Annotated in this window: 23 protein-coding genes; 9 read left to right on the top strand and 14 right to left on the bottom strand. The window is 58.2% G+C overall.

Features of this window, described 5'->3' with window-relative positions; all coding sequences use genetic code 11:
- Positions 1-35: 35 nt before the first annotated feature.
- From A7K61_RS10375 to A7K61_RS10350, 6 genes are all read right to left on the bottom strand, one after another.
- On the bottom strand, positions 36-515 hold the full coding sequence (locus tag A7K61_RS10375) for an Lrp/AsnC family transcriptional regulator (RefSeq protein ID WP_017736592.1): 480 nt from the start codon (positions 513-515) through the stop codon (positions 36-38).
- 139 nt (positions 516-654) lie between these two features.
- Entirely contained in the window at positions 655-1,656 is a 1,002-nt protein-coding gene (gene doeB / locus A7K61_RS10370; RefSeq protein ID WP_017736591.1) for a N(2)-acetyl-L-2,4-diaminobutanoate deacetylase DoeB, read from the bottom strand.
- 3 nt (positions 1,657-1,659) lie between these two features.
- Positions 1,660-2,850: an ectoine hydrolase DoeA gene (doeA, locus tag A7K61_RS10365; protein ID WP_019818799.1), complete on the bottom strand. Its 1,191-nt coding sequence runs from the start codon at positions 2,848-2,850 to the stop codon at positions 1,660-1,662.
- A 43-nt stretch (positions 2,851-2,893) separates the two neighbouring features.
- On the bottom strand, positions 2,894-3,886 hold the full coding sequence (gene eutC, locus A7K61_RS10360; RefSeq protein ID WP_017736589.1) for an ectoine utilization protein EutC: 993 nt from the start codon (positions 3,884-3,886) through the stop codon (positions 2,894-2,896).
- A gap of 36 nt (positions 3,887-3,922) precedes the next feature.
- A complete protein-coding gene (gene eutB, locus A7K61_RS10355) occupies positions 3,923-4,894 on the bottom strand; it encodes a hydroxyectoine utilization dehydratase EutB (protein ID WP_019818796.1) in 972 nt (323 codons plus the stop codon).
- Between the two features lie 108 nt (positions 4,895-5,002).
- Positions 5,003-6,397, bottom strand: coding sequence for a PLP-dependent aminotransferase family protein (locus A7K61_RS10350; protein ID WP_017736587.1), 1,395 nt, complete (start codon positions 6,395-6,397; stop codon positions 5,003-5,005).
- Positions 6,398-6,673: 276 nt separating this feature from the next.
- Between A7K61_RS10350 and ehuB the strand changes: the two genes are divergently transcribed.
- The 5 genes from ehuB (at position 6,674) to A7K61_RS10325 (ending at position 10,128) form a co-directional block, all read left to right on the top strand.
- Positions 6,674-7,531: an ectoine/hydroxyectoine ABC transporter substrate-binding protein EhuB gene (gene ehuB / locus A7K61_RS10345; RefSeq protein WP_017736585.1), complete on the top strand. Its 858-nt coding sequence runs from the start codon at positions 6,674-6,676 to the stop codon at positions 7,529-7,531.
- 69 nt (positions 7,532-7,600) lie between these two features.
- The gene (gene ehuC / locus A7K61_RS10340; RefSeq protein ID WP_019818793.1) at positions 7,601-8,260 is read left to right on the top strand and encodes an ectoine/hydroxyectoine ABC transporter permease subunit EhuC; all 660 of its coding nucleotides are present in this window, start codon (positions 7,601-7,603) and stop codon (positions 8,258-8,260) included.
- Positions 8,257-8,913 carry an ectoine/hydroxyectoine ABC transporter permease subunit EhuD gene (gene ehuD, locus A7K61_RS10335; RefSeq protein WP_017736583.1) on the top strand — a complete coding sequence of 219 codons (657 nt, stop codon included), beginning with the start codon at positions 8,257-8,259 and terminating at the stop codon, positions 8,911-8,913. The genes ehuC and ehuD overlap by 4 nt, the downstream gene beginning before the upstream one ends.
- Before the next feature lie 80 nt (positions 8,914-8,993).
- Complete coding sequence (gene ehuA / locus A7K61_RS10330; RefSeq protein ID WP_017736582.1) at positions 8,994-9,788, top strand: ectoine/hydroxyectoine ABC transporter ATP-binding protein EhuA; 795 nt, start codon at positions 8,994-8,996, stop codon at positions 9,786-9,788.
- Positions 9,789-9,888: 100 nt separating this feature from the next.
- Positions 9,889-10,128 carry a hypothetical protein gene (locus A7K61_RS10325; protein ID WP_017736581.1) on the top strand — a complete coding sequence of 80 codons (240 nt, stop codon included), beginning with the start codon at positions 9,889-9,891 and terminating at the stop codon, positions 10,126-10,128.
- A gap of 484 nt (positions 10,129-10,612) precedes the next feature.
- On the opposite strand, the gene A7K61_RS10320 is transcribed toward A7K61_RS10325, so the two are convergent.
- Positions 10,613-10,945 (bottom strand): hypothetical protein, encoded by a 333-nt coding sequence (locus A7K61_RS10320; protein WP_017736580.1) that lies wholly within the window; start codon positions 10,943-10,945, stop codon positions 10,613-10,615.
- A gap of 233 nt (positions 10,946-11,178) precedes the next feature.
- Here A7K61_RS10320 and A7K61_RS10315 point away from each other — a divergent pair, with 233 nt between their 5' ends.
- Positions 11,179-11,397 carry a hypothetical protein gene (locus A7K61_RS10315; RefSeq protein WP_017736579.1) on the top strand — a complete coding sequence of 73 codons (219 nt, stop codon included), beginning with the start codon at positions 11,179-11,181 and terminating at the stop codon, positions 11,395-11,397.
- Positions 11,398-11,513: 116 nt separating this feature from the next.
- Here the strand turns inward: A7K61_RS10315 and A7K61_RS10310 are convergent, their stop codons facing one another.
- Together A7K61_RS10310 and A7K61_RS10305 are read right to left on the bottom strand one after the other, a co-directional pair.
- Complete coding sequence (locus tag A7K61_RS10310) at positions 11,514-12,134, bottom strand: tyrosine-type recombinase/integrase (RefSeq protein ID WP_017736578.1); 621 nt, start codon at positions 12,132-12,134, stop codon at positions 11,514-11,516.
- 149 nt (positions 12,135-12,283) lie between these two features.
- Positions 12,284-13,201: a LysR family transcriptional regulator gene (locus A7K61_RS10305; protein ID WP_017736577.1), complete on the bottom strand. Its 918-nt coding sequence runs from the start codon at positions 13,199-13,201 to the stop codon at positions 12,284-12,286.
- A gap of 143 nt (positions 13,202-13,344) precedes the next feature.
- Between A7K61_RS10305 and A7K61_RS10300 the strand changes: the two genes are divergently transcribed.
- From A7K61_RS10300 to A7K61_RS10290, 3 genes are read left to right on the top strand one after another with little or no spacing between them, the layout of a single operon-like run.
- On the top strand, positions 13,345-14,769 hold the full coding sequence (locus A7K61_RS10300) for a cytosine permease (RefSeq protein WP_017736576.1): 1,425 nt from the start codon (positions 13,345-13,347) through the stop codon (positions 14,767-14,769).
- A gap of 50 nt (positions 14,770-14,819) precedes the next feature.
- Positions 14,820-16,433: a class I adenylate-forming enzyme family protein gene (locus A7K61_RS10295; protein ID WP_017736575.1), complete on the top strand. Its 1,614-nt coding sequence runs from the start codon at positions 14,820-14,822 to the stop codon at positions 16,431-16,433.
- Positions 16,430-17,422 (top strand): DsbA family protein, encoded by a 993-nt coding sequence (locus tag A7K61_RS10290; RefSeq protein ID WP_017736574.1) that lies wholly within the window; start codon positions 16,430-16,432, stop codon positions 17,420-17,422. The genes A7K61_RS10295 and A7K61_RS10290 overlap by 4 nt, the downstream gene beginning before the upstream one ends.
- A gap of 164 nt (positions 17,423-17,586) precedes the next feature.
- On the opposite strand, the gene A7K61_RS10285 is transcribed toward A7K61_RS10290, so the two are convergent.
- From A7K61_RS10285 to A7K61_RS10260, 5 genes are all read right to left on the bottom strand, one after another.
- Positions 17,587-18,792, bottom strand: a complete 1,206-nt coding sequence (locus A7K61_RS10285) for an integrase arm-type DNA-binding domain-containing protein (protein ID WP_017736573.1) — start codon at positions 18,790-18,792, stop codon at positions 17,587-17,589.
- Positions 18,793-19,153: 361 nt separating this feature from the next.
- Positions 19,154-19,924 (bottom strand): S24 family peptidase, encoded by a 771-nt coding sequence (locus A7K61_RS10275; protein WP_044269006.1) that lies wholly within the window; start codon positions 19,922-19,924, stop codon positions 19,154-19,156.
- A 211-nt stretch (positions 19,925-20,135) separates the two neighbouring features.
- Positions 20,136-20,663 carry an inorganic diphosphatase gene (gene ppa, locus A7K61_RS10270; RefSeq protein WP_003176323.1) on the bottom strand — a complete coding sequence of 176 codons (528 nt, stop codon included), beginning with the start codon at positions 20,661-20,663 and terminating at the stop codon, positions 20,136-20,138.
- 109 nt (positions 20,664-20,772) lie between these two features.
- On the bottom strand, positions 20,773-21,588 hold the full coding sequence (locus A7K61_RS10265; protein ID WP_044269004.1) for a zinc-dependent peptidase: 816 nt from the start codon (positions 21,586-21,588) through the stop codon (positions 20,773-20,775).
- Between the two features lie 6 nt (positions 21,589-21,594).
- On the bottom strand, positions 21,595-22,251 hold the full coding sequence (locus tag A7K61_RS10260; protein WP_003194521.1) for a DedA family protein: 657 nt from the start codon (positions 22,249-22,251) through the stop codon (positions 21,595-21,597).
- Positions 22,252-22,519 lie beyond the last annotated feature (268 nt).

Here is a 22,519-nt window from a genome sequence, read left to right as displayed (position 1 = left end):
ACAGGGACTTTTTGCGGTGAAGGTTTTGCCCCGATTTATGGTTCTTGCGCCACCTCGGCCGGCAAGGCACCCGCGGTCTTGATGGTTTTAGTGACGATGTAGGTGAAGTAGCGCTCAATGCCCAGGTCATCGAGCAACAACTGGTCGATAAACCGCTGGTAATGGTCAATGTCCGGCGCCTGGATCATCGCCATGTAATCAACACCGCCACCGGTGGCGTAACAGAATGCCACTTCGGCGGCCTCGTTCATGCGTTGCTCGAACCGCCGCATGTCCTGGGCGGTGTGTCGGGCCAGGGTGATTTCCACCAGCACCTGCTGGCCTTTGAACACCGCGTTCCAGTCGATCTGTGCCCGGTAGCCCTTGATAAGCCCTAGCGACTCCAACTTGCGAACCCGCTCCCACGCCGGGGTCACCGAGAGATTGATCGCCTCGGCCAGGCTCGACTTGGTGATCCGACCATCTTCGGCGAGGATTCGCAGGATTTTCAGGTCATAGCGATCGAGCTTGTGCATGGTCCGAGGACCTCCGGGCATTGAAAATTGTGGCAGAACCTGTGGGAGCGGGCTTGCCCGCGAATGCGGTATGTCAGTCACATCGATGCTGGATGTGCCGCCGCCATCGCGGGCAAGCTCACTTTCACAGGGGTTGGGGTCAGGTCAATACATCGGCGATGACTGCAATGATATCGCCGCACTGCACCATTCCTGGAAAGTGGCGCGCCGCCAGCAGCCCGCTGCGGGCCGCGCGATATTCCACCGGAGCGACGCCGCTACGGGTAGCGTCGTAAACGCGGGCAATCACTTCTCCCTTGCTCACGTTGTCGCCCAGATCGCGGCACATTTCCAGCAAGCCATCGTGTTCGCTATCGATGAAGCAAGTGGCATCGGGCATGCCTAACATGATTGACTCCGCGGGCTGGATCTCACCTTCAAGAATCCCTGCATGCACTAGCAGATTGCGCACCCCGCGCTCGGCAATCGCCACACTGCGCGCCGTGGACGAACCACCGCCACCCAGTTCGGTCGTGACAAAGACTTTGCCCTGACGCTCGGCGGCGGTGTCGTACATCGACCCTGCATCGAGCTCCAGCATGCGCATGCTGTAAGGCGCATTGAAAGCGCGCATGCCGGCTTCGCATTGAGCCTGCTGTTTTTTGTCGGGCAGCACATGACAGGCTGCAAAAGGCAGGAAATCCAGGGTGCGGCCACCGGAATGGATGTCCAGCACGATATCGGCCAAGGGCAACAGAGTCCGATTGAAGTAATCGGCAATTTTCTCGGTCACGGTGCCGTCCGGCTTACCGGGGAAACTGCGATTGAGATTGCCCTTGTCGATCGGCGACGTGCGCCGACCAGCATGGAACGCCGGGGTGTTCATGAACGGGACGATAATCACCCGCCCCGTTACCTCGGCGGCCGTCAGGCCCTGCGCCAGCTTGCTCAGCGCCACCGGGCCTTCGTATTCGTCACCGTGGTTACCGCCGGTAAGCAGCGCAGTCGGACCCTGGCCGCGCTGAATCACCGTTACCGGAATCATCACCGCGCCCCAGGCCGAATCGTCCCGGGAATACGGCAATTTGAGGAATCCGTGCTGCACGCCTTCGCGGGCAAAGTCCACCGTGGCATTGATCGGATTGTCAGGTAAATCGCTCATGGCTCAATCCTTCACGAACAGTTGGCGTGGCACATTGCACAGTGTCTCGACACCGGTCTCAGTGATCAAAATGCTTTCGGTGATCTCCAGTCCCCAATCGTCCATCCACAGGCCCGGCATGAAGTGGAACGTCATGCCCGGTTGCAACACACTGGTGTCGCCGGGACGCAGGCTCATGGTGCGTTCGCCCCAGTCTGGCGGATAGCTGATCCCGATCGGGTAGCCGCAACGGCTGTCCTTGTGGATGCCGAATTTCTCCAACACTTTGAAAAACGCCACAGCGATGTCGCCGGTGGTGTTGCCCGGTTTGGCTGCTTCCAGTCCCGCGGCGATGCCTTCGACCACCGCTTTTTCGCCGTCGAGGAAGTGCTGTGGAGGTTTGCCCAAATAGATCGTGCGCGACAGCGGACAGTGATAACGCTTGTAGCAACCGGCGATTTCAAAGAAGGTCCCGGCGCCTTTTTCGAACGGCGAATCGTCCCAGGTCAGGTGCGGCGCGCTGGCGTCGGCACCCGTGGGCAATAGCGGCACGATGGCCGGGTAATCGCCGCCATGACCGTCAGCGCCGAGGATCCCGCTGCTGTAGATTTCAGCCACCAGTTCATTTTTGCGCATGCCCGGCTCGATTCGTTCGAGGATCCGCCCGTGCATGTTTTCGACGATGCGCGCAGCGATGCGCATGTAAGCGATTTCCTGGGGCGACTTGATCGCCCGCTGCCAGTTCACCAACCCGACCGCGTCGATCAGCTTGGCCTGCGGCAGGTTTTTCTGCAGCGACAAATACGCGGCGGCGCTGAAATAATAGTTATCCATTTCCACGCCGATGGTCAGCGCGTCCCAACCCCGGGCACTGATGACTTCCCGCGACAGGTAATCCATCGGATGGCGTTCCCGGGACTGCACGTAGATGTCCGGGTAACCGACGATGTTCTCGTGCTGCATGAACACCGTGCGCTTGGCGCCGTTGGCGTCTTGCCCGCGACCGAACCAGACTGGCTCGCCGTCGAGCGCCAACAACACGCATTGGTGAACGTAAAACGACCAACCGTCATAGCCGGTCAGCCAGGCCATGTTCGACGGATCGGTGACCAGCAACAGCTCGATGCCCTGAATCTGCATGGCCGCTCGAACCTTGGCCAGACGCTGGGCGTATTCCTCCCGTTCGAACGGGAGATTGATGACTATCTGAGACATGCACATGCCCTCTGATAAATGACGCACGGATGAAAAAAGTGGATTAGCTGCCGAACTGAAAACCCTTGCCGGCCGAGCGCGCGCGCTCGAAGGCCAGATTGGCCATGGCGGTGTCCTGGGCGCCGGTGCCGGTGAGGTCGCACAAGGTGACTTGCGCCTCGCTGGTCCGACCTGGGCGCTGGCCTGCGAGCACTTGCCCCAATTCGGCCAAGCCCGATTCGTCGGTAATAGCGCCGGCCGCCAGAGCGTGATGCAACTCGCCGAGGATTCGCGTCTGGCTCAAGCGATCCGCCACGTAGCGGTCGACCTGCGCCAGCGCCTGGGGGGAAATTTCGTTTTTGTGTTCGGCGTCCGAGCCCATGGCTGTGATATGCAAGCCGGGGTGCAGATGGCGCGCTTCGATCAAGGGTTCGCGGCTCGGGGTGCAGGTGATCGCAATGTCCACGCCGGTCATGGCCTCGTCGATGCTCGCGCAAGGCGTGACCGTCAGGCCGCTGTCGCGCGCCAGTTCAGCGCTGAAGTCTTGAGCCTTGGCGCTATCACGTGCCCAGACTTGAACGGATTCAATCGGTCGCACCAGGCGCAATGCCTGAAGCTGTAACGCGGCCTGCTCGCCGGCACCGATCAGCGCCACGCTGCGACTGTCGACCCGCGACAGGGCGCGAGCCGCCACGGCGCCCGCCGCGGCTGTGCGTACGGCGGTCAGATAACCGTTGTCCAGCAGCAAGGCGTCGAGCAAACCGGTGCGCGCCGACAGCAACATCATCATGCCGTTGAGGCTCGGTAGGCCGAGTTTCGGATTGTCGAAAAAACCCGGACTGACCTTGATCGCAAAACGCTCCAGGCCCGGCAGGTACGCAGTCTTCACGTCCACTTCGCCATTGTGCTCGGGGATGTCCAGACGCAGGATCGGCGGCATTGCCACCGCTGCTGTGGCCAGCAGCACAAAGGCTTGTTCGATGGCTTCGATGCTCGGCAGGTCTAGTGCTACGCAGGCACGCAGATCCGCTTCGCTCAATAAGGTGATGTCACTCATCAATGCGGCACTCCATTCAGTCGTTATTGTTGGGGTTCACGCATCTGCGCCCGCGAGGACGCGCAGGTGCTGATCGATGTCGACGTTACGGCCGCTGACCACCACCACGATCGGCCCGCGCGGCTCAATCAATCCATCAAGCAACGCGGCAATCCCGACCACGGCCGCGCCTTCCAGCACCAGACGCTCTTCGCGATAGGCATGGCGTAGGGCATTGGCGATGGAAGTCTCGCTGAGCAAATGCAGGTGGTCACACAGATCGCGAGTCATGTTGAAGGTGTAACGGTTGTTCAGGCCGATGCCACCGCCGAGCGAGTCGGCCAGGGTCGGCAGCTCTTCGACTTCCACCGGATGCCCGGCTGCGAGGCTGGCGTGCATGGCTGCACCGCGTTGCATGCTGATGCCGTGGGTGATGATGTTCGCGCTGACGCTTTTGATCGCCAGCGCAACCCCGGCAAACAAACCGCCGCCGGACAACGGCACGAGAATTTGCACCACGTCCGGTTGCTGTTCGAGGATTTCCAGCCCCAGCGTGCCCTGCCCGGCGATGATGGTCGGGTGATCGAACGGCGGCAGCAATGTCGCGCCTTGCTCGTTGGCGATCCGTTCGGCTTCACGCTGGGCGTCGTCCTGAGACTGGCCGACGATGCATACCTCGGCGCCCAGATCACGAATGGCTTGAACCTTGTTCGCCGGCACCAGATGCGACAGGCAAATCGTCGCCTTCACGCCTTGCCGGGAAGCGGCATACGCCAGAGCACGACCGTGATTACCGGTCGACGCCGCCACCACGCCACGCGCTTTCTCCTCGGCGCTGAGCTGCGCCACGGCATTGCTCGCGCCGCGCAATTTGAAACTGCCGGTGATTTGCTGGGATTCGAGTTTGAGGTACACCGCCACGCCCAATCGTTGCGAAAGGCTGGGCGAGTATTCCAAGGGGGTACGCCGGACAAGCGATTCGATGCGCTGGCGAGCGAGGTAAACATCATGTAGCTGCAACGTTGACATGACCGCGTCCCGACTGTGGTGTTGGGCGCAGTCTAAGAGGACTGGATTGTCGTAATGAATGTACTAGGGCAATTTATCCGACAAACTTTTTTGCGGACTTTTTCCCGGTCAAAAATCATGGATTTGCGGGTACTGCCCGAATATCTCGCGCATGCTTATCAATGCATCACGCATTTCTTCGTCGCTGCATTCGGCGCCGACACACACCCTCACCGCTCGAGCTCGCGGCGTTCCACGCACGGTGAACGGATCAGGCGATGCGACAGCGATGTGCCGGTGACGCAAGGCCCGCACCAGGCTGTCGACCTCCCAGTGTATTGGAATGCCAACCCACGCGTTCAGTGCATGAGGATGCTGGCCGAGCAGGTGCTCGCCCAGGTATTTGCTGACTATCGCCTGCCTGCCGGCCAACAGTTTGCGCTGCAATCGCACGAGCGTGTCGGCGCGACCGTCACGAATCCAGCGCGCAGCGATTTCGGAGACCATGGGCGTGGCCATCCAGCTGTTGACCCGCAAGATACTTTCGGTGCGCAACGCCAGTCGCTTGGGCACTACCAAATAGCCGATGCGCAAACCGGTCAGCACTGACTTGGTCATGCTAGTGCAATAGAACGATAACTCCGGCAGGTAATGGCTGATTGGCGGCGCGCGATGCTCATCCAGCAACGGCCCGTATACATCGTCTTCAATGATGTGCACACCGAAACGCCGGGCGATATCGGCAATCTCCCGCCGACGACTGTCGGGCATCAGGCTGGTGGTCGGGTTGTTCAGGTTGGGCGTGCACACCAGCGCGGTGATGCGCTCATTGCTGCACATGTCTTCGAAGTGTTCCGGGTCTATGCCATAGCGGTCCATTTCCAGGCCTTTGAGGGTGAATCCCAATACCTGAGAGTTGCCGATTACCCCGTGATCGGTGATCCCTTCGCAGAGCACGACATCATCGGGACCGGCCAGAGACGCCAGCGCAAGGAAGATGCCGTGAGCGGCGCCGTTGGTAATCAGGATGTCATCACGCTCGACCCGCAGTCCTTGCCGTCCGATCCAGTGCGTGGCCTCTTCGCGGTGCGACTCGAAACCCGCAATCGGACGAAATGCGTGTATCCACGGCTGATCCTCTTCCGTGCTGAGTTCGAGACAGGTGTCACGCCAGAACTGGTCGTGCTCGCGGGTGTGCAGGATCCGCGCGATGGAAAAATCCACCAGGGCCCGTTCGGGGCTATCGAGAATATAGGTAGCCACTCGATCGCTCATGCGCCGCGACACAAAACTGCCGCGCCCGACTTCGCAACGCACCAGCCCCTGACGCTCCAGCTCTTTATAGGCGTTGGTGACCGTCTGCACGCTGATGCCCATGGTATCGGCAACATGCCGCTGCGGTGGCAGGCGCTGATCATTGGCCAAGACACCCTGCTCGATATCATCGGCAATCGCCTGCACCAGAATCTTGTACTTTGACTCGCCACTGCGGGCGATATCCAGTGCCGCTTTCCATTTGTCCATCAGCGCTAAAACTCGGGTCTGTGCTCGTCGGGACAGCATCGCGCTAGTATCCATGCAATGCAATTGTCCTAGTGCAATACAATGATGCTCAGCGCTTTTGTATGCTCGGCTCAAGGTCGACAGCGGGCACCTTAAAGCCCACAACAAAATCAATCGACCTGTACCGGACTGCGCCCAGCTCCATGAGATCAGTCCTTGTACGCTTTGCTCTTGTAACACTGCCTCCTACCACAGAGCCGTCACCGACGGGTCAACAAGAAACAGGAGATTTTATCGATGAGCAATTTCCCTTCCCGCAGCACCCATGCATTGCGTCACCTGTTCATAGCTTGCGCGATGTTCGGCCTAGCCGCCGGCGCCCAAGCCGCTACGACACTGGAAACCGTCAAACAGAACAGCAGCATCCGTATCGGTTATGCCAACGAAACCCCATTCGCCTTTACCGAAACCGACGGCAGGGTCACCGGTGAATCACCGGAAATCGCCAAAGCCATCTTTGCCAAAATGGGCATCAAACAGGTTGACGGCGTGTTGACCGAATGGGGCTCGTTGATCCCGGGTCTGCGCGCCGGGCGCTTCGACGTGATTGCCGCCGGCATGTACATCACGCCGGCTCGCTGCAAGCAGGTGCTGTTTACCGATCCGCAGTATCAACTGCCAGACGCGCTGCTTACGGCCAAAGGCAACCCGAAGGGGCTGCACAGTTACGAAGACATCGCCAAGAATCCCGAGGTGAAGCTGGCAATCATGGCCGGCACGGTGAACCTGGGCTATGCCCGCGACTCGGGTGTAAAGGATGAGCAAATCCTCCAAGTACCGGACACCACCGCCCAGTTGCAAGCCGTGCGCGCCGGTCGTGCCGATGCGGCAGTGGGTACTCAACTGACCATGAAAGGTTTGGCCGCCAAGGGTGGTGAAAAAGTTGAAGCAGTCACCGAGTTCAAGGATGACCCGTCACACATTGGATACGGTGCTCTCGCCTTCCGTCCGGAAGACAAAGACCTGCGCGATGCGGTCAACGCCGAGTTGAAAAAATGGTTGGGTTCCGAAGAGCACCTCAAGGCAGTTGCCCCTTTCGGGTTTGACAAATCCAACGTGACAAGCAAAACGGCTGCCGAGCTCTGCGCTCAATAGTCGAAACAGGCATGGCGCCACGGCGCGATGCCTATTTCCCTGCTTAACCCGGATGGACAGGTTTAAACCATGGGTGAATTACTTCCGCTATTGATACAAGGCGCTTGGGTGACGCTCCAGGTGACGATCTTCGGTTCGCTGCTGGCGATTGTCGCGGCGATTCTCGCGGCCCTGGGGCGCATGTCGCCCTGGCGGCCATTGCGCTGGTTTTCCATTGCTTACATTGAAGTGTTTCGCGGCACGTCGTTACTGGTGCAATTGTTCTGGCTGTTTTTTGTGCTGCCGCTGCCGCCCTTCAACCTTGAACTGAGCCCCTACAGCGTGGCCATCGTCGGCCTAGGCTTGCACATTGGTGCTTACGGCGCCGAGGTGATGCGCGGTGCGATCAGCTCCGTCGCCAAGGGTCAATACGAAGCGTCCACGGCACTCAACTTCAGCGGCTACAAACGCTTTCGCCGCATCATTCTTCCGCAGGCGTTGCTGGCCGCTATACCGCCGGGTACCAACCTGCTGATCGAATTGCTTAAAAATACTTCGCTGGTGTCGTTGATCACCCTGTCAGACCTGAGCTTCAGGGCTCGTCAACTGGATCAGGCCACTTTCCAGACCCTGGAAATCTTCAGTCTGGCGCTGGTGATGTATTTCATCCTGGCGCAAGCCATCAACATCGGCATGCGCCGCATTGAGCAGCATCTGGCTCGCGGGCGGTTGCGTGGAGGTCTGTCATGACACTGTTCGACTGGACCTATGCCTGGCATATCCTTCCCGATTTGCTGCGCGCCTCGCTCAACACCGTGGGCATTACCCTGATCGGTTTCCTGATCGCCATTGTGCTGGGACTGTTCCTGGCTATCGGCCGACGGAGCCGCAGAGTCTGGCTGTCGTGGCCGACCACCGCTGTGATCGAGTTCATTCGCAGTACGCCACTGCTGATCCAGGTGTATTTCCTTTACTACGTGCTGCCCAATTACGGCGTCAGCATGACCGCCATGCAAGTGGGCATTCTGGGTATCGGCCTGCATTACGCCTGTTACATCGCCGAGGTGTATCGCGGCGGCCTCGATGCGGTGCCGCGCGCACAATGGGAAGCAGTCACGGCGCTGAACATCGCCCCGTACAGCGCATATCGCAACATAATCCTGCCGCAGGCCCTGCGGCCGATCCTGCCGCCATTGGGTAACTATCTGGTGGCAATGCTCAAGGATACGCCGGTGCTGTCGGCGATTACCGTGGTGGAAATCATGCAACAGGCCAAGAACATCGGCTCCGAGAACTTCCGCTATCTGGAGCCGATCACCATGGTCGGTCTGTTTTTCCTCGCCCTAAGCATCGCTTTGGCTTATCTGGTACGGCGCCTTGAAGTGCGCCTGGAGCTACGCTAATGACTACCCCACTGTCGACACCCGGTGACCTTTCAAGGCACAGCAACCCGACCCCGCTGCATCCGCAAGAGGCCACGGCCATGCAGAAAACCAAACCGGTAAAGCCGATCGTCAGCTTCCAGGACGTTACCAAGAGCTACGGCAACTTTACCGTGCTCGATCATTTGAACCTAGACGTCACGCCGGGTGAAAAAGTCGCGATCATCGGCCCCAGCGGCTCCGGAAAATCCACACTGCTGCGGGTACTGATGACACTCGAAGGCATCGATGACGGACTGATTCGCATTGAGGATGACTTGCTGACCCACATGCCCAATCGCAACGGTGTATTGGTGCCCGCCAATGACCGGCACATCCGCCGAGTGCGTGGCAAGATCGGCATGGTGTTCCAGAGTTTTAACCTGTTCCCTCACATGACAGCGTTGCAAAACGTTATCGAGGCGCCGGTGCAGGTGCTCGGCATGAAACCGACCGAGGCCCGTGAACGTGCAGCAGACTTGCTGGAACTGGTGGGTCTGGGCAGCAAGCTCGGGCATTACCCATCGCAGTTGTCCGGTGGTCAACAACAACGGGTGGCGATCGCCCGGGCACTCGCCATGCGCCCGAAAGTCATGCTGTTCGACGAAGTGACCTCCGCCCTCGACCCGGAACTGTGCGGTGAAGTGCTCAACGTGATCCGCAAGCTCGGCACCGAACACAACCTGACCATGCTGATGGTGACGCATCAAATGGGTTTCGCCCGTGAGTTCGCTGATCGTGTGTGCTTTTTCTACAAAGGGCAGATTCACGAGCAGGGCACCCCGGCGCAAATCTTCGAACACCCGCAGCAGGAACGCACGTGCGCGTTTCTCAGTGCGGTGAAAGAAGCAAACTAGGCAAGCTCACCAGCCCTGGCCGCCACTCGGGTCGATTACGCGTTGGGATTGCAGTTCATCGTCCCGCTGGGGGATTTGGTAAAGCCAAAAGGAGTAGTTCATGACTTGCTTGATTTGTGGTGAAACTGCGGCGGTCGTTGAAACTGATGGTGAATACGAGGAAGGAATCTGTCCGAGCTGTGGGCATTGTCGAATTACGGGTGCGGCGCTTGTGCTGATGAAAACCCACGGCCGGTATTTCGATATAGAGCTGACTCGGAAGTGGATCACAGAGCACCAAGGCATCGGATTTATTCCAACAATTGATTCGCGCCAGGCAGTTCGCCTGATTGACGTTTAATCGGCGACTCAATTCAGATCCGTCACTGTCCCGCTGAGGCAAATACGCTTTTCTGTGGGCATAGGGGCCCAATCCAGGGGCATGTCCTGGCGGTGACGTGATTCGGATTTATGGGCTATTGGTTGATGGCCCGGTATATGGTCTGATTCAGGAGCTTTGTAATGACAGATACCCCCTTACAGAGATGCCGACGTGGTGTTGGCGTGCCCAAAATGTGGAAGCAACCACTTTGAACGTCCGCTTCCGCGAAAGTCGTAAGACCGCTTAGGGTCGATTTTTGCCTGTCGCCACCCTCAGATATGTGGCTTGGGGTTGGCGACCATTTAAACATTGAGAGTGGGATCGGGTGATGGTTTTAAATCCAATCCGGGATACGACTAACGCCCCTAATATTTGAGGCTTCAATCGACACGAATCTGTTGGGTGGCCCGCGGTAAAGTGAATGCGGCATGATGCCCAGCGGGCGAAAAGTGAGAGTACCCACTTACATCGGTTTGACCGAGACTACTTCCACAAACCTGAATTTTTTTCTGGCCGTCTTTGTAGCTTCTTGTTCTGCAACTAGGGAGCTCAGCGTATCGGCCTCATGCACCATCTCGTACATCTCGCCTTCAAATTCGTTTCCCACACGGAGCGTAACTCTCAACCTAGGAGTGAAGCCTTTTGAGACTGCCTTTTTCTTCGCTGCCTTCACCGGTTGTACGATCACAACATCCGGGACTGTGTCCTGCACGTCTGAGTTAATTGCCGGCGCAGAGGGCTCAGAATCACCGAATAGCGCCCGGCGCATCTCATCTTCCATCAATTCCGTATTCATACCATTTCTCAGAAGGGTGTTATCTATAACCTGATCGATTCTATCAGGATGGCCGGACTCTGTAGTAAAGCGTCGTTGGGTCTGACCTGAGGTGACAAAGGCCAACAGAGCAGATACCGGCGAGCGTCAGCATCTGTCCATCTGCCGCCTATCATGGCGGGCAGCTGTCGGCCAGTCTCAGCCAAAGACGAGATGAGCTAGGCTTCCGGCATCATTCCTCAAGGACGACCGCCATGCCAGATAACTCAGACTGCAAGATCGCCACGGCGGACGCTCTGACATTGCTCCTCCACAACCAGCACGCCTTAAGTGCAGCTATAGAAGAAATAACCAAGTGGCTCTCAGAAAATGGGGTAGGAAGCGTCGCCGCTAATGCGATGTCGGCTATGGAAACGCTGGACACTAATGCTCAAGCCATCACAGATTCCATTTTGAGGATACGCCAGTCATAAATTACTCAGCGCAAGACTGCCCTCTGATTTGAATGCCCCCCGATTTTGTAGACACAATTGACTGGCGGCTATGGGACGGATAGCGACGGTCTAGCATCGACCGTCGCAGTGAATGGTCAGACTTCCGTCTGCTCGGCCATTTCCAAGGCATCATCGACCTCGATTCCCAGGTATCTGACAGTGCTTTCAAGCTTCGTATGACCAAGCAGGAGTTGGACGGCTCTCAGGTTCTTCGTCCTGCGATAGATCAACGAAGCCTTGGTTCTCCTTAGCGTGTGGGTTCCGTACATGGTTGGATCAAGGCCAATAGCTGTCACCCAAGCTTTGACTATTCGAGCGTATTGCCTGGTGGAAAGATGGTCTGAGGCGTGCAACCGGCTCGGGAACAAGAAGTCCTCGCTGCGGAGACGCGCCTCGCGCATCCAAGCCTCCAGAACCGTTCGGGTTTGCTCAGTGATTTCAAACTGCACTGGGTGCTGAGTTTTTTGCTGCATCACGATGGCCCGTGACGACACATGCTCCCCATGGGCGATGTCTCGGACTCGCAACTTGGTTAAGTCACAGGCACGCAGCTTGCTATCGATGGCCAAGTTGAATAGCGCCAAATCACGCGCCTTCTCAGCAAGCTGAAGTCTTACTCGGATAGCCCAGATATCTCTGACTCGGAGCGGGGCTTTCTGACCGACAAGCTTTCCCTTGTTCCAAGGCTGATGGCTGTATGTAGCAATGGTGTTCATGGCTCGTCCTCCACGTTGAGGGAGGACAAGAGTGGATCAGTCACAATGGCTGGTGGTCGCTATCCGACCCATAGCTGTCGTTCACCAGCGGAAAACTGCTCCGCAACGGACTGTCGAAAATAGCTCGGCGGAGAAATCAAAAACCTTCATCAGATTGTCGAGGTTTCAAGCGTATCGGCTTCATTGAACAGTTCGCGCATCACCACCACGAACGCTTCAGCCGGGCGGGATGGGTTCTGGGTTTGCGACGAGGCGATCACGACTCGTTGCGGTGGGATGCTAGCGTCAAATGGGCGACACACGATGGGTCGCCCGTCGTAGCTCAAGTCTCCAGCGGGTCGAGTGACGAGAATCGACACTCCGTGCCCATGTGCCACGAGTGAGCGCACCATTTCCACCGAGCGCAACTCCATAATGACATTGGGCTCTACACCGCCCGAGCGGAACAGTGACAGGAAATAGTCGCGACTGTGAGGTAGGTCTAGAAGGATAAAGGGCTCGGTTTGCAAATCCTGAATACACAAGCTGGCTTTTGCTGCCAGATGATGCCCTTCGGGCAGCAGCACATAAGGTGATTGCAGTCCCACCGCCTGTAGCTTGACCTTACGAGCCAGGTTCATGTCATAGATCAGCGCTAAATCAAGGGTGCCGCGCTCCACCCGTTCAATCAGTTCCTCGGTGTCACCTTCGACAATGGCGACTCGTACCTCAGGAAAGCGCTGCTTGAAGCGCTCGACCATGGTGGGGACATGTCGCGCGCCCAACGTTGCAAAGCAACCCACCGAAAGGTCCCCCACCACGCTATCAGTCTCCTTGGCAGAGAGCTGCGCGGCACTTTGCAGTAGCTGCCTTGCTTGCTGGTAACGGCGGGTTCCGGCGGAGCTGAGTTCGATCCCTTTGCCTGGAATCCTCACGAACAAGCGCTCATCCCATAAGGCTTCCAACTCCGCAATCGCGTTTGATATCGAGGGTTGGGACACACTCAGCGACTTCGCCGCATTGACGGTACTTCGACATTGGGCCGCTGCTACAAAATATTCGATTTGCCGAAGGCTGAAGTGAATCATTATTTTTAATTCGCTGTATCAACAGTGCATATTTTTAATTATATACCCCGCCGCTTAACCTCAGTCCATCCACAGCCTGTGTCCTTCCAAAAAACGCGCTGATCTGGCGCAGATGCTGCACTAACAATATCGAGGATTCGCCCATGGCTAGTTCAACTGCGCCTGTTGCACCGAGGTCGGTAATTGAAACCCGCTCCATCGATTACATACCGGAAAACGAGCGCCATGGCAGCGCCTTCGGTCAGTTCACACTGTGGCTGGGTGTGAACCTGAACATCACGGCCATCGTCACCGGGGCTTTGGCGGTGGTGCTGGGAGGCGATGTATTCTGGTCGTTGATTGGCCTTCTGATAGGCCAAGTACTTGGCAGCATCGTCATGGGCCTGCAAGCTGCCCAGGGGCCGGCGATTGGCCTGCCACAGATGATCCGCAGTCGCGTGCAGTTCGGTGTCTATGGTGCGGTCATTCCGCTTGTACTGGTGAGTTTGTTGTACGTGGGGTTCTCGGCGGGCGGCACGTTGCTGGCCGGTCAATCGGTGGCGAAAGTGCTATCGATCGCGGACTGGCAGGGCATCATTCTGTTCGGCCTGGTAACCCTGTTGTTGGCGACCCTTGGGTATCGCACCATCCACTCCATCGCCAAAGTAGCCAGCGTGGTGGGCGTCATTGCCTTTATCTACATGTTCGGTGCGTTGCTGGCCCGGCACGATATCCATGCGCTGCTCGACAATCGTCACTTCGTCGCTGCCAACTTCGTGTTTTCGATCTCGTTGGCAGCCGCCTGGCAGATTTCGTATGGGCCATATGTAGCGGACTACTCCCGATATTTGCCCAGTCAGACGTCCAAGTTGAAGATCTTTCTGGCTGCATCGCTGGGCACAGTACTGGGATCACAGGCCGCCATGACCTTCGGTGTGTTTGCCGCAGCCCTCGCCGGAACCGCCTTCTCGGGCCATGAGGTAGAGTTTGTCGTCAGCCTGGGCTCGACGGGTGTGTTGGCCATGATCCTGTATCTGGTGGTCGGCTTCGGCAAGATCACCATGATGACCCTCAACGCTTACAGCAGCTACATGTCCAGCGCGACCATTGTCAGCGCGTTCTGCGGCGTCAGCAGAGTGTCTCTGGCCCATCGCTTCATCTATGTGCTGGGAATGGTGTCCGTTGCAGTGCTGATTGCCCTGGCCGGTTCCCACAGCTTTATCAGTGCGTTTTCTTCCTTCCTCATTTTTCTCCTGGCGTTCATCACCCCCTGGAGCGCGATCAGCCTGGCCGACGTGTTCTTCGTCAACGGCACGCGCTATGACCTGGCAGCTCTCAATGATCCCGCTGGCCGCTATGGCCGTTGGAACTGGCCGGTTATTGCCACCTACTGCTGTGGGGTACTGATGGAGTTGCCGTTCATTTCCAGCGGTTTCTACACCGGACCGGTCGCCCGTGCGCTGAACTATGCAGATGTTTCCTGGGTGGTCGGCCTGCTGGGTACCGGAATGCTTTATTGCCTGGTCAGTCGGCGAATGGCCGCCAGGGTGCCACCGTCCCTGACGCCTGCTCTCGACAGCAAAGCCTAACTGGATTTCCAATCCAATCAGCCTTCACTCCACTCTCAGGTAGTCTTTTCATGACATCGGATAAATCCCGCTTCGCACGCGAAAACTTGCCCGGCGACCCATACGCAATGCTGTTGCACTGCGCGAACCGCTGGCCGGACAAGGAGGCGCTCGTATTTGACTCCACACCTCAGCGGCTGACCTTCAGCCAATGGTTGCTTGCTTCCCAGACACTGGCCTGTGCCTTGCGGCGGCGCGGGATTCAACCCGGCAGCTCGGTGGCATTGTGGGCGGAAAACAGAATCGAATGGCCAATCGCGCAGGTCGCCATCGCTGCCATTGGTGCGGTGCTGGTGCCGGTTAATACGCACTTTCGCGAGGACGACCTCCTGCATGTGCTGGACCACAGTCAGTCGGTGGCGATCTTGCTTTCCGCGCGCTTTCGCTCCAGTGACTATCTGTCCATGACACTGGACACTCGTAACCGGTTACCCCTTCTGCGCGACGTGATTTGTTTCGACGGACCTGGGCTTCACGCTGAGAATTGCTGGAGTTACGCAGCACTGATGAGCGAAGGACCGCAGCTGCCATTTCAGGCGTGGCCCTGGTCGCCTCGCGAGCTGGCCAGCATCCAGTACACCTCCGGCACCACAGGGCGGCCAAAGGGCGCTGAACTGTGCTTCGAAGGCATGTTGATGAATGCACGAGGAACCGTCGCGCGTCTGGCGGTTACCGCCGAGGATCGCTGGACTTCCATCATTCCGCTATTCCACTGCGCGGGCTGCATTATGAATGTGCTCTCAGCGCTGGCCGCAGGGGCTACGTATGTGGGGGTCAGTGCCTTCGAAGCCGAGCGAATGTTGCACCTCGTGGAGGCCGAGCGCTGTACGCTGCTGACGGGCGTTCCCACCTCTTATCTGGCCATGCTGGAGCACCCGCGACGAACACAGTACGACCTTGGCTCGTTGCGGGCGGGCACTTGCGGTGGCGCCGATTGCGACCCGGCTTTGCTCGAACGCTGCGCGTCTGCGTTCCCGATTCCAGGCCTGGTACAGGTGTACGGCCAGACTGAAGCCAGCACCCTTATCGCTTTGGACAGTTGCGAGAGTGCGCAGCGATTCACCACCGCCGGCATGCCATTGCCAGGCATGCAGGTGCGCGTGTGTGATCCGGACAACGGCCAGGTGCTGGCCTGCGGTGAGACCGGGCAGGTTCAGGTGCGCGGGCCCATGGTGATGCTCGGTTATCATCGTGACCCGCTGGAGACTACTCGTTGTATCGACCTCGATGGCTGGATGCAGACGGGGGATCTCGGACGCGTTACCGCCGATGGCCGAGTGGAACTTGTGGGAGGACGGTTACGCGACATGATCATCCGCGGTGGCGAGAACATCTACCCGGTGGAGGTGGAGAACCTGCTACGCGGCCACCCGGCGATCACCGAAATCGCTGTATTTGCCATGCCGGATCCTTTCTACGGCGAAGTGGTCGCCGCGGCGGTCGAGTTGGGTGGGGCGCTCTCCGCTGCGCAGGTGAAGCAAGCGTGTGCCGGAAAAATCGCTGGGTTCAAGCATCCATCCAGGGTGTTCAAGGTCAGCCAATGGCCCATGACGTCCAGTGGAAAAATACTCAAGCGCGAGCTGAAAGCCCAAGCCATGGCGATGCAGTTGGAGGAATTGCCATGAGCACACCGATCATCGGCCACCGGCATCACTGCGCATTCGTACCAGGGCTTCAACAGACGGCTGCCGCCATCGGTAATGCCGGGGTGCAGGTGGTATCTACGCCGGCACTTATTGCTCTGCTGGAGGAAACGGCGGGCAGTGGCGTTCAGGCTTTCTGCGTTCCGGGATGGGGCACGGTTGGCACTAAAGTGGATATTGCGCATTTGAGCCCGGCCTGGCCGGGCATTGAGGTCCAGTGCGAAGCCGTGTTGGAGTCGACCAAGGGCCGCACGTTGAGTTTCGCGGTGAGCGCGAGCCAACAAGGGCGGTTAGTGATGCGCGGCCATCACGAACGAGTGAGGGTCGACCTCAGCCGCTTCTCCCTACCGCAACCGATCAGTGCGGGCGAGCCAATTGAGTTTTTTTTCGATTTTCACAGTCCATGGTGCTACCTGGCTATGCCGCGCTTGCGAGAAATCGCCGCTGCCCATGGTCGAGCGATTCATTGGCGGCCTATGCACTTGGCCAACCTGATCGATCACATCGGGGGGCGGCGACCACTGGAAGCATCGCCAGCATTTGTGCGGTGGTTTCAGCAGGATTTGCAGGATTGGGCTCGACTGAGACGCTTGACGCTAAGCTACCACCCTCAGTTTCCATTACGGCCTTCCCGAGCTTTGCGTTGCAGCTTGTATGCAATCGAGAAGGGAAAGGGCGTGGAGTTCATCTTCAACGTGATGCGAGCTTACTGGAGTGAAAACCGGGATATCAGCGACCTGGAGATCCTCGGCGATCTGGCGATTGCAGCAGGCCTGGACCGAAGTGCAACTATTCAAGCTGCTTCCGATGAGCGATTCAAACTGGCACTGGAGGCTAACAACGATCAAGCCGTGCAGGTAGGCGTTTTCGGTGCTCCGACCTTCATCGCCGATTCGAAGCTGTTCTGGGGCAATGATCGGCTGGAAATGATGGGAGATTATCTAGCCCAGAGTAACGGTCAGAACAATTAGTCCCTGGCGATGGAGGAGCGTTGAATCAGGCTTAAAGAGTGGGAAGGTTTCTGTATTGCTTCATTTGACGAACCGCTCCTCAATTCATACCCGGGAGCAAGTCGACTGACTGCTTATGGCCGGTTTCTGCCTGTTGTTACCGGCTGCTTTGGGCTGGCTGTGGGTCACTTCTTGCTCGTGCAGAACTTGGCCCATTCCGCCATCAGTGCCCTGCGCTTCTCCAGAAGGTCGGAGCGCGAATAGGCCGCCTCGGTCTGGTCGCGTTCATCATGGGCAAGCGCAAGCTCGCATACCTCTCGCGGGTAGTTGGTGCATTCGTTTGCCCAGTCCCGGAAGGTCGATCGAAAGCCATGTCTCGTGATGTCTGCATATCCCAGCTTGTGCAGCAGGTTGCGTATGGCGTTGCCATGCATGACACCATTCTTCCCTTGCCCAGGGAAGAGATATATTGAATGAGTCGTATTCATGATATCCAGCATCTCGACTACCGGGGGCGATAGAGGAATGACGAAAGGTTTTCGCATCTTCATGCGCTCAGCCGGCAGTGCCCAAGTGCCAGTTTCGAGGTCAAACTCAGACCATTGAGCATGTTGGATCATGTGGTAACGAGCACCGGTCAGAATCAGTAATCTGGTTGCGATGGCGTCACGTGTATCGATGTTGGCCAGGGTGGATATCAGCTTCGGAGTGTCTTTCCACTGCAGTGCTGGGAAGTGTTGGCGCTGCCTGGCCTTCTTCTTCTCTGCCTTGCTCAGCAAGTTGTCCAAGTGCCCGCGCCAGCGGGCAGGATTGTCTCCCTCGCGTAAACGCCGAGTCTTGGCTGCATCCAGTATTTGCTCGATCTGGCCCCTGATTTCATCAGCAGTCCGTGTCTTGGTTACCCAGATGGGTTGCAATGCAGCAAGCACATGCTCGGTGCTGATGATGTCAGCCGACAACTTGCCCATGGTCGGGAAGGCGTAGAGCTCCAGTTTGCGCAGCCAGCCTTTCCGCCACTTCTCAGACCAACTGCTGCCGTGTGCTTGTTGGTATTCGCGAGCGAGATCTTCGAACGTCGTGCGACGTGCTGCAGCCTGGCGTTCCGCTTCGCGCTTGGCTTCCTTTGCTGCATCGCGGGTTGCCAGTGGGTCGCTTCCGGAAGCTAGAAGCTTGCGTTGATCGGCGGCCAACTGCCGGGCTTGGCTGAGTGTGACGGTTGGGAAGGGGCCTAGCCCCATTTCGCGGCTGCGGCCATCCAGCTTGTAGCGGAAGATCCAGCTGGTGCCGCCGCTCTTGGATACCTGGAAGTACAGGCCATCGCCATCATTGGTTTTTCCTGGCGTTGCAGCCTTGGTTATCGACTCCACGGTCTTGCTGGTCAGCTTGCCCATTACTAGCTCCTACTCCAACCCACACCCCTCGACCCACACTTTGACCCACACCTTGGTCGCGGATTTTATGGATGGTTACTGGATGTCCTAGGACGAATGCTAAGCTGCAGGGCCCGTATTTGCTAGTGCTGTAGGATCTTGTCGGATTTCTTCGGGCAATAAAAAAGCCGGCTTGTGGCCGGCTTCTCGGGGACTGCCTCAGCTTGTTTTTGACAAACCTCACCAGCCTTCAAATCGCTCAGCCCACATTGCGTCAGGCTGAATAGTAGGGGCATCCGCGGGAACTCCTCCGCTTCGCCAGCAGGGAATCAGCTAAAAGCGACCCCTGCCAAATGTGCGGCGCATGATACCCACATTCACTTCAGTTGCCCACCTCCGGTTCCGATTTAGAGCCTTCCCAGCCCAGCAGGTGTTCATCCAGTGGCACCGGTGGGCGGCGGTTGTTGAGGGTGGACCACCAGAATACCCAGCCGACGATCTTGAAGCTTTGCTCGAAGCGTTCCTCGTGGTTGAGGTATTCGTCCGGGTGTTCGCTGGCGTTGTGGCTGCGCATGCGCAGGCCGCCGCCGGGGCGGTTGTAGAGGTATTTGATGCGCAGCATGCCGTCGTGTTCGACGGCGTAGATTTCACCGTCGATGATTTGGGTGCGGCCTCGGTCGATGGCGAGGGTAGCGCCTTGTTGGATGATGTCGATCATGCTGTTGTCGACCATGTAGGCACCTATCGCGCGGTCAGGGTTGACGTTGAGTGTTTCCAGGCTGTGCAGGTTGACGCGGATGCGTTCGGTTGAGGTGAAGGTGGGGTGGAGAGGGATCTCCACGTCGGTTTTTTCCGGGCGGCAGGCGGGGCCTGTGAGGTATTTGCCTGTGTCTTCGCGGGCGGTTGCAATCCTTGCGGTGGGGCCTTCCAACAGGTAGTTGGCGGGCGGGTGTTTGGGGCCTTTGCCGTCGCTTAACCAGCGGCTTGAGACGCACAGCAACTCTGCGATCTCGTTGAGTCGGCCCATGGGGACGCCGCGTTTGAACCAGTTGTTCACGTGCTGAGGCGTGACGCCGCGGTTCTTGGCGAAGTCGGAGGCGGAAAGATGAACTTCCCGTAGTAGCGCTTTTAAACGATCACCTGATGTATTCATAAACGCAGAGTTTACTGGCCGGAAAGTCTAATCAAATAAACCATGCGTTGATTTGCGGTTGTAGGATTTGGCTTAGTTGTGGCTGGATCTTTCAGGTGTGCAACTTGGTTAAACGCTTCAAATAAACATTGAACTTGATGTTTAATTCGGCCCATAAAAAAGCCCCGAATTAACGGGGCTTTTTAATTGCTGTGGCAATAAGGCGCGGGTATCAGCCTTTGTAGGCGGCAACCGACTTCATGATCTCGGCGCGGGCAGCGTCTGCGTTGCCCCAACCGTCGATCTTCACCCACTTGCCTTTTTCGAGGTCTTTGTAGTTCTCGAAGAAGTGCTTGATCTGTTCCAGCAGCAGTGGCGGCAGGTCGGTGTATTCCTTCACGTCCACGTACAGCTGGGACAGCTTGTCGTGTGGTACTGCGATGACTTTGGCATCGCCGCCGCCGTCGTCGGTCATGTTCAGGATGCCGACTGGGCGTGCGCGGATAACCGAGCCTGGGGTGACCGGGTAAGGGGTCACTACCAGCACGTCGAGGGGGTCACCGTCGTCAGCCAGGGTGTTGGGGATGAAACCGTAGTTGGCCGGGTAGAACATCGGGGTGGCCATGAAACGGTCAACGAACAGGCAGTCGCTGTCTTTGTCGATTTCGTATTTGATCGGCGCGTGGTTGGCCGGAATTTCGATGGCGACGTAGATGTCGTTCGGCAGGTCTTTGCCAGCCGGAATCTTGCTGTAGCTCATTGGGCGTTGCCCCCGTTAGTTGGCCATATGACATGGCCGGATTGGCCTAAAAGTGGCGGCGATTATAGGCATATTCTGACGCCGATGCCATGCGCCAAGCGTCGTACGGTCATTCGCCCTGTGGCGAGTAGCGCGGGTCGCTGGCTTGCAGTTGGGCTAGGCGGGCTAGGGGATCCTGGCGATAAAAGCGGCTGAGTTGGGCGTACACCTGTGGATAACTATTGAGCAGTAAATCCGGGGCGCTGAAGAAATATTCACTGGTGACGGCGAAGAACTCCGCCGGGTTTTCCGCAGCGTAAGGGTCTATCTCGGTCTCGGCGTCCGGGTTGGCGTCCAACTGGCGGTTGAGGTCATCGAAGGCGCCTTGCATGACGCTGGCCCAGTCTTGCACGCGCATGTCGTGGTGCAGGGGCGGCAGGCCGTTGGCGTCGCCGTTGAGCATGTCCAGTTTGTGCGCCAGTTCGTGGATGACCAGGTTGTAGCCTTCCCATTGGCCGCTGGCGAGCACGCCGGGCCAGGCGAGGATCACCGGGCCTTGTTGCCAGGCTTCGCCGCTGTGTTCGCCGTCCCACTCGTGTTCGACGCCGCTGGCATCGCGATGGCGTTGTGGGCTGAGGAAGTCGTCGGGGTACAGCACGATTTCATGGAAGCCCTGGTACCAGTCGAGGTCGCCCAGGTTCATCAGCGGCAGTTGCGCCTGGGCGGCGAGCAGCAGGCGTTGTTCCTGGTGCAGTTCGACGCCGGGCAGGGCGGTGAGGTGTTTTTCACTGAGGAACACCACGCAGGCTTCGCGCAGCCACTGGTCTTGCTCCGGCGTGATGCCGTCGAGGAAGGTCAGATGGTGGCGCACCCGTTGCCAGGTGTCATCGGCAATCGGGTGCTTGGCCAGCAGGCGCCGGCGACGCCAGGCGCTGAAGGACCACACGGGCGGTCAGTGCGGGTTGGCTTCGGAGGACGTGCGGCCAAAGCGGCTGCGCACCACGCCAATAATCATTGGCACCAGGGACAGCAGGATGATGAACACCACCAGCAGCGACAGGTTCTTCTTGATAAAAGGCACGTTGCCGAAGAAGTAACCCAAGGTCACCAGGCCGCCCACCCACAGGATGGTGCCCAGTACGCTGAAGCCGAAGAAGCGCGGGTACGGCATCTTGGCCACGCCCGCGACGAACGGCGCGAAGGTACGCAGGATCGGCAGGAAGCGCGCCAGGGTCACGGTCTTGCCGCCGTGCTTGTCGTAGAAGTCGTGGGTTTTTTGCAGGTAGTCGCGGCGGAAGATTTTCGAGTTCGGGTTGCTGAATAAGCGCTCGCCCGCCGTTCGTCCGATCACATAGTTGGTGCTGTCGCCGAGGATGGCCGCCAGCATCAGCAGGCCGGCCAGCAAGACGGGGTCCATACCGCCGCCGGCCGCTACGGCACCGGCGATAAACAGCAAGGAGTCGCCCGGCAGGAAGGGCATGACCACCAGGCCGGTTTCGCAAAAAATCACCAGGAACAGAATGGCGTAGATCCACGGACCGTAATTGGTTACCAGCATGTCGAGGTAGACGTCGAGATGCAGGATAAGGTCGAGCGGGTTGAAATCCATGGATGGCACCTGTGTGAATAGCCCGGCTCAGCGGGCTTGTGCGGAAGCTCAGGCAATAAGGCTACAAGTAATTGTCGCGGTTCTTACAACCCTGAAAGGTCGGCATTATACGGATTGAGAGGTGAAAAGCGTGTGGCTTTTGTAGCGGGGAGTGTCGCGAAATTGTGAAGGGGTTGGGCTTCGCCTGAGTCGCCGGATCAAGTGTGGGAGCTGGCTTGCCTGCGATGGCCATAGGTATTAACGCCACTCTGTAGCGCCAAAGGTAACC

It is taken from the genome of Pseudomonas sp. AP42 (genome assembly GCF_001728935.1).
GTDB lineage: Bacteria > Pseudomonadota > Gammaproteobacteria > Pseudomonadales > Pseudomonadaceae > Aquipseudomonas > Aquipseudomonas lactis.
Note: the sequence above shows the minus strand (reverse complement) of the source record. Positions and strands in the feature narration are given on the sequence as shown.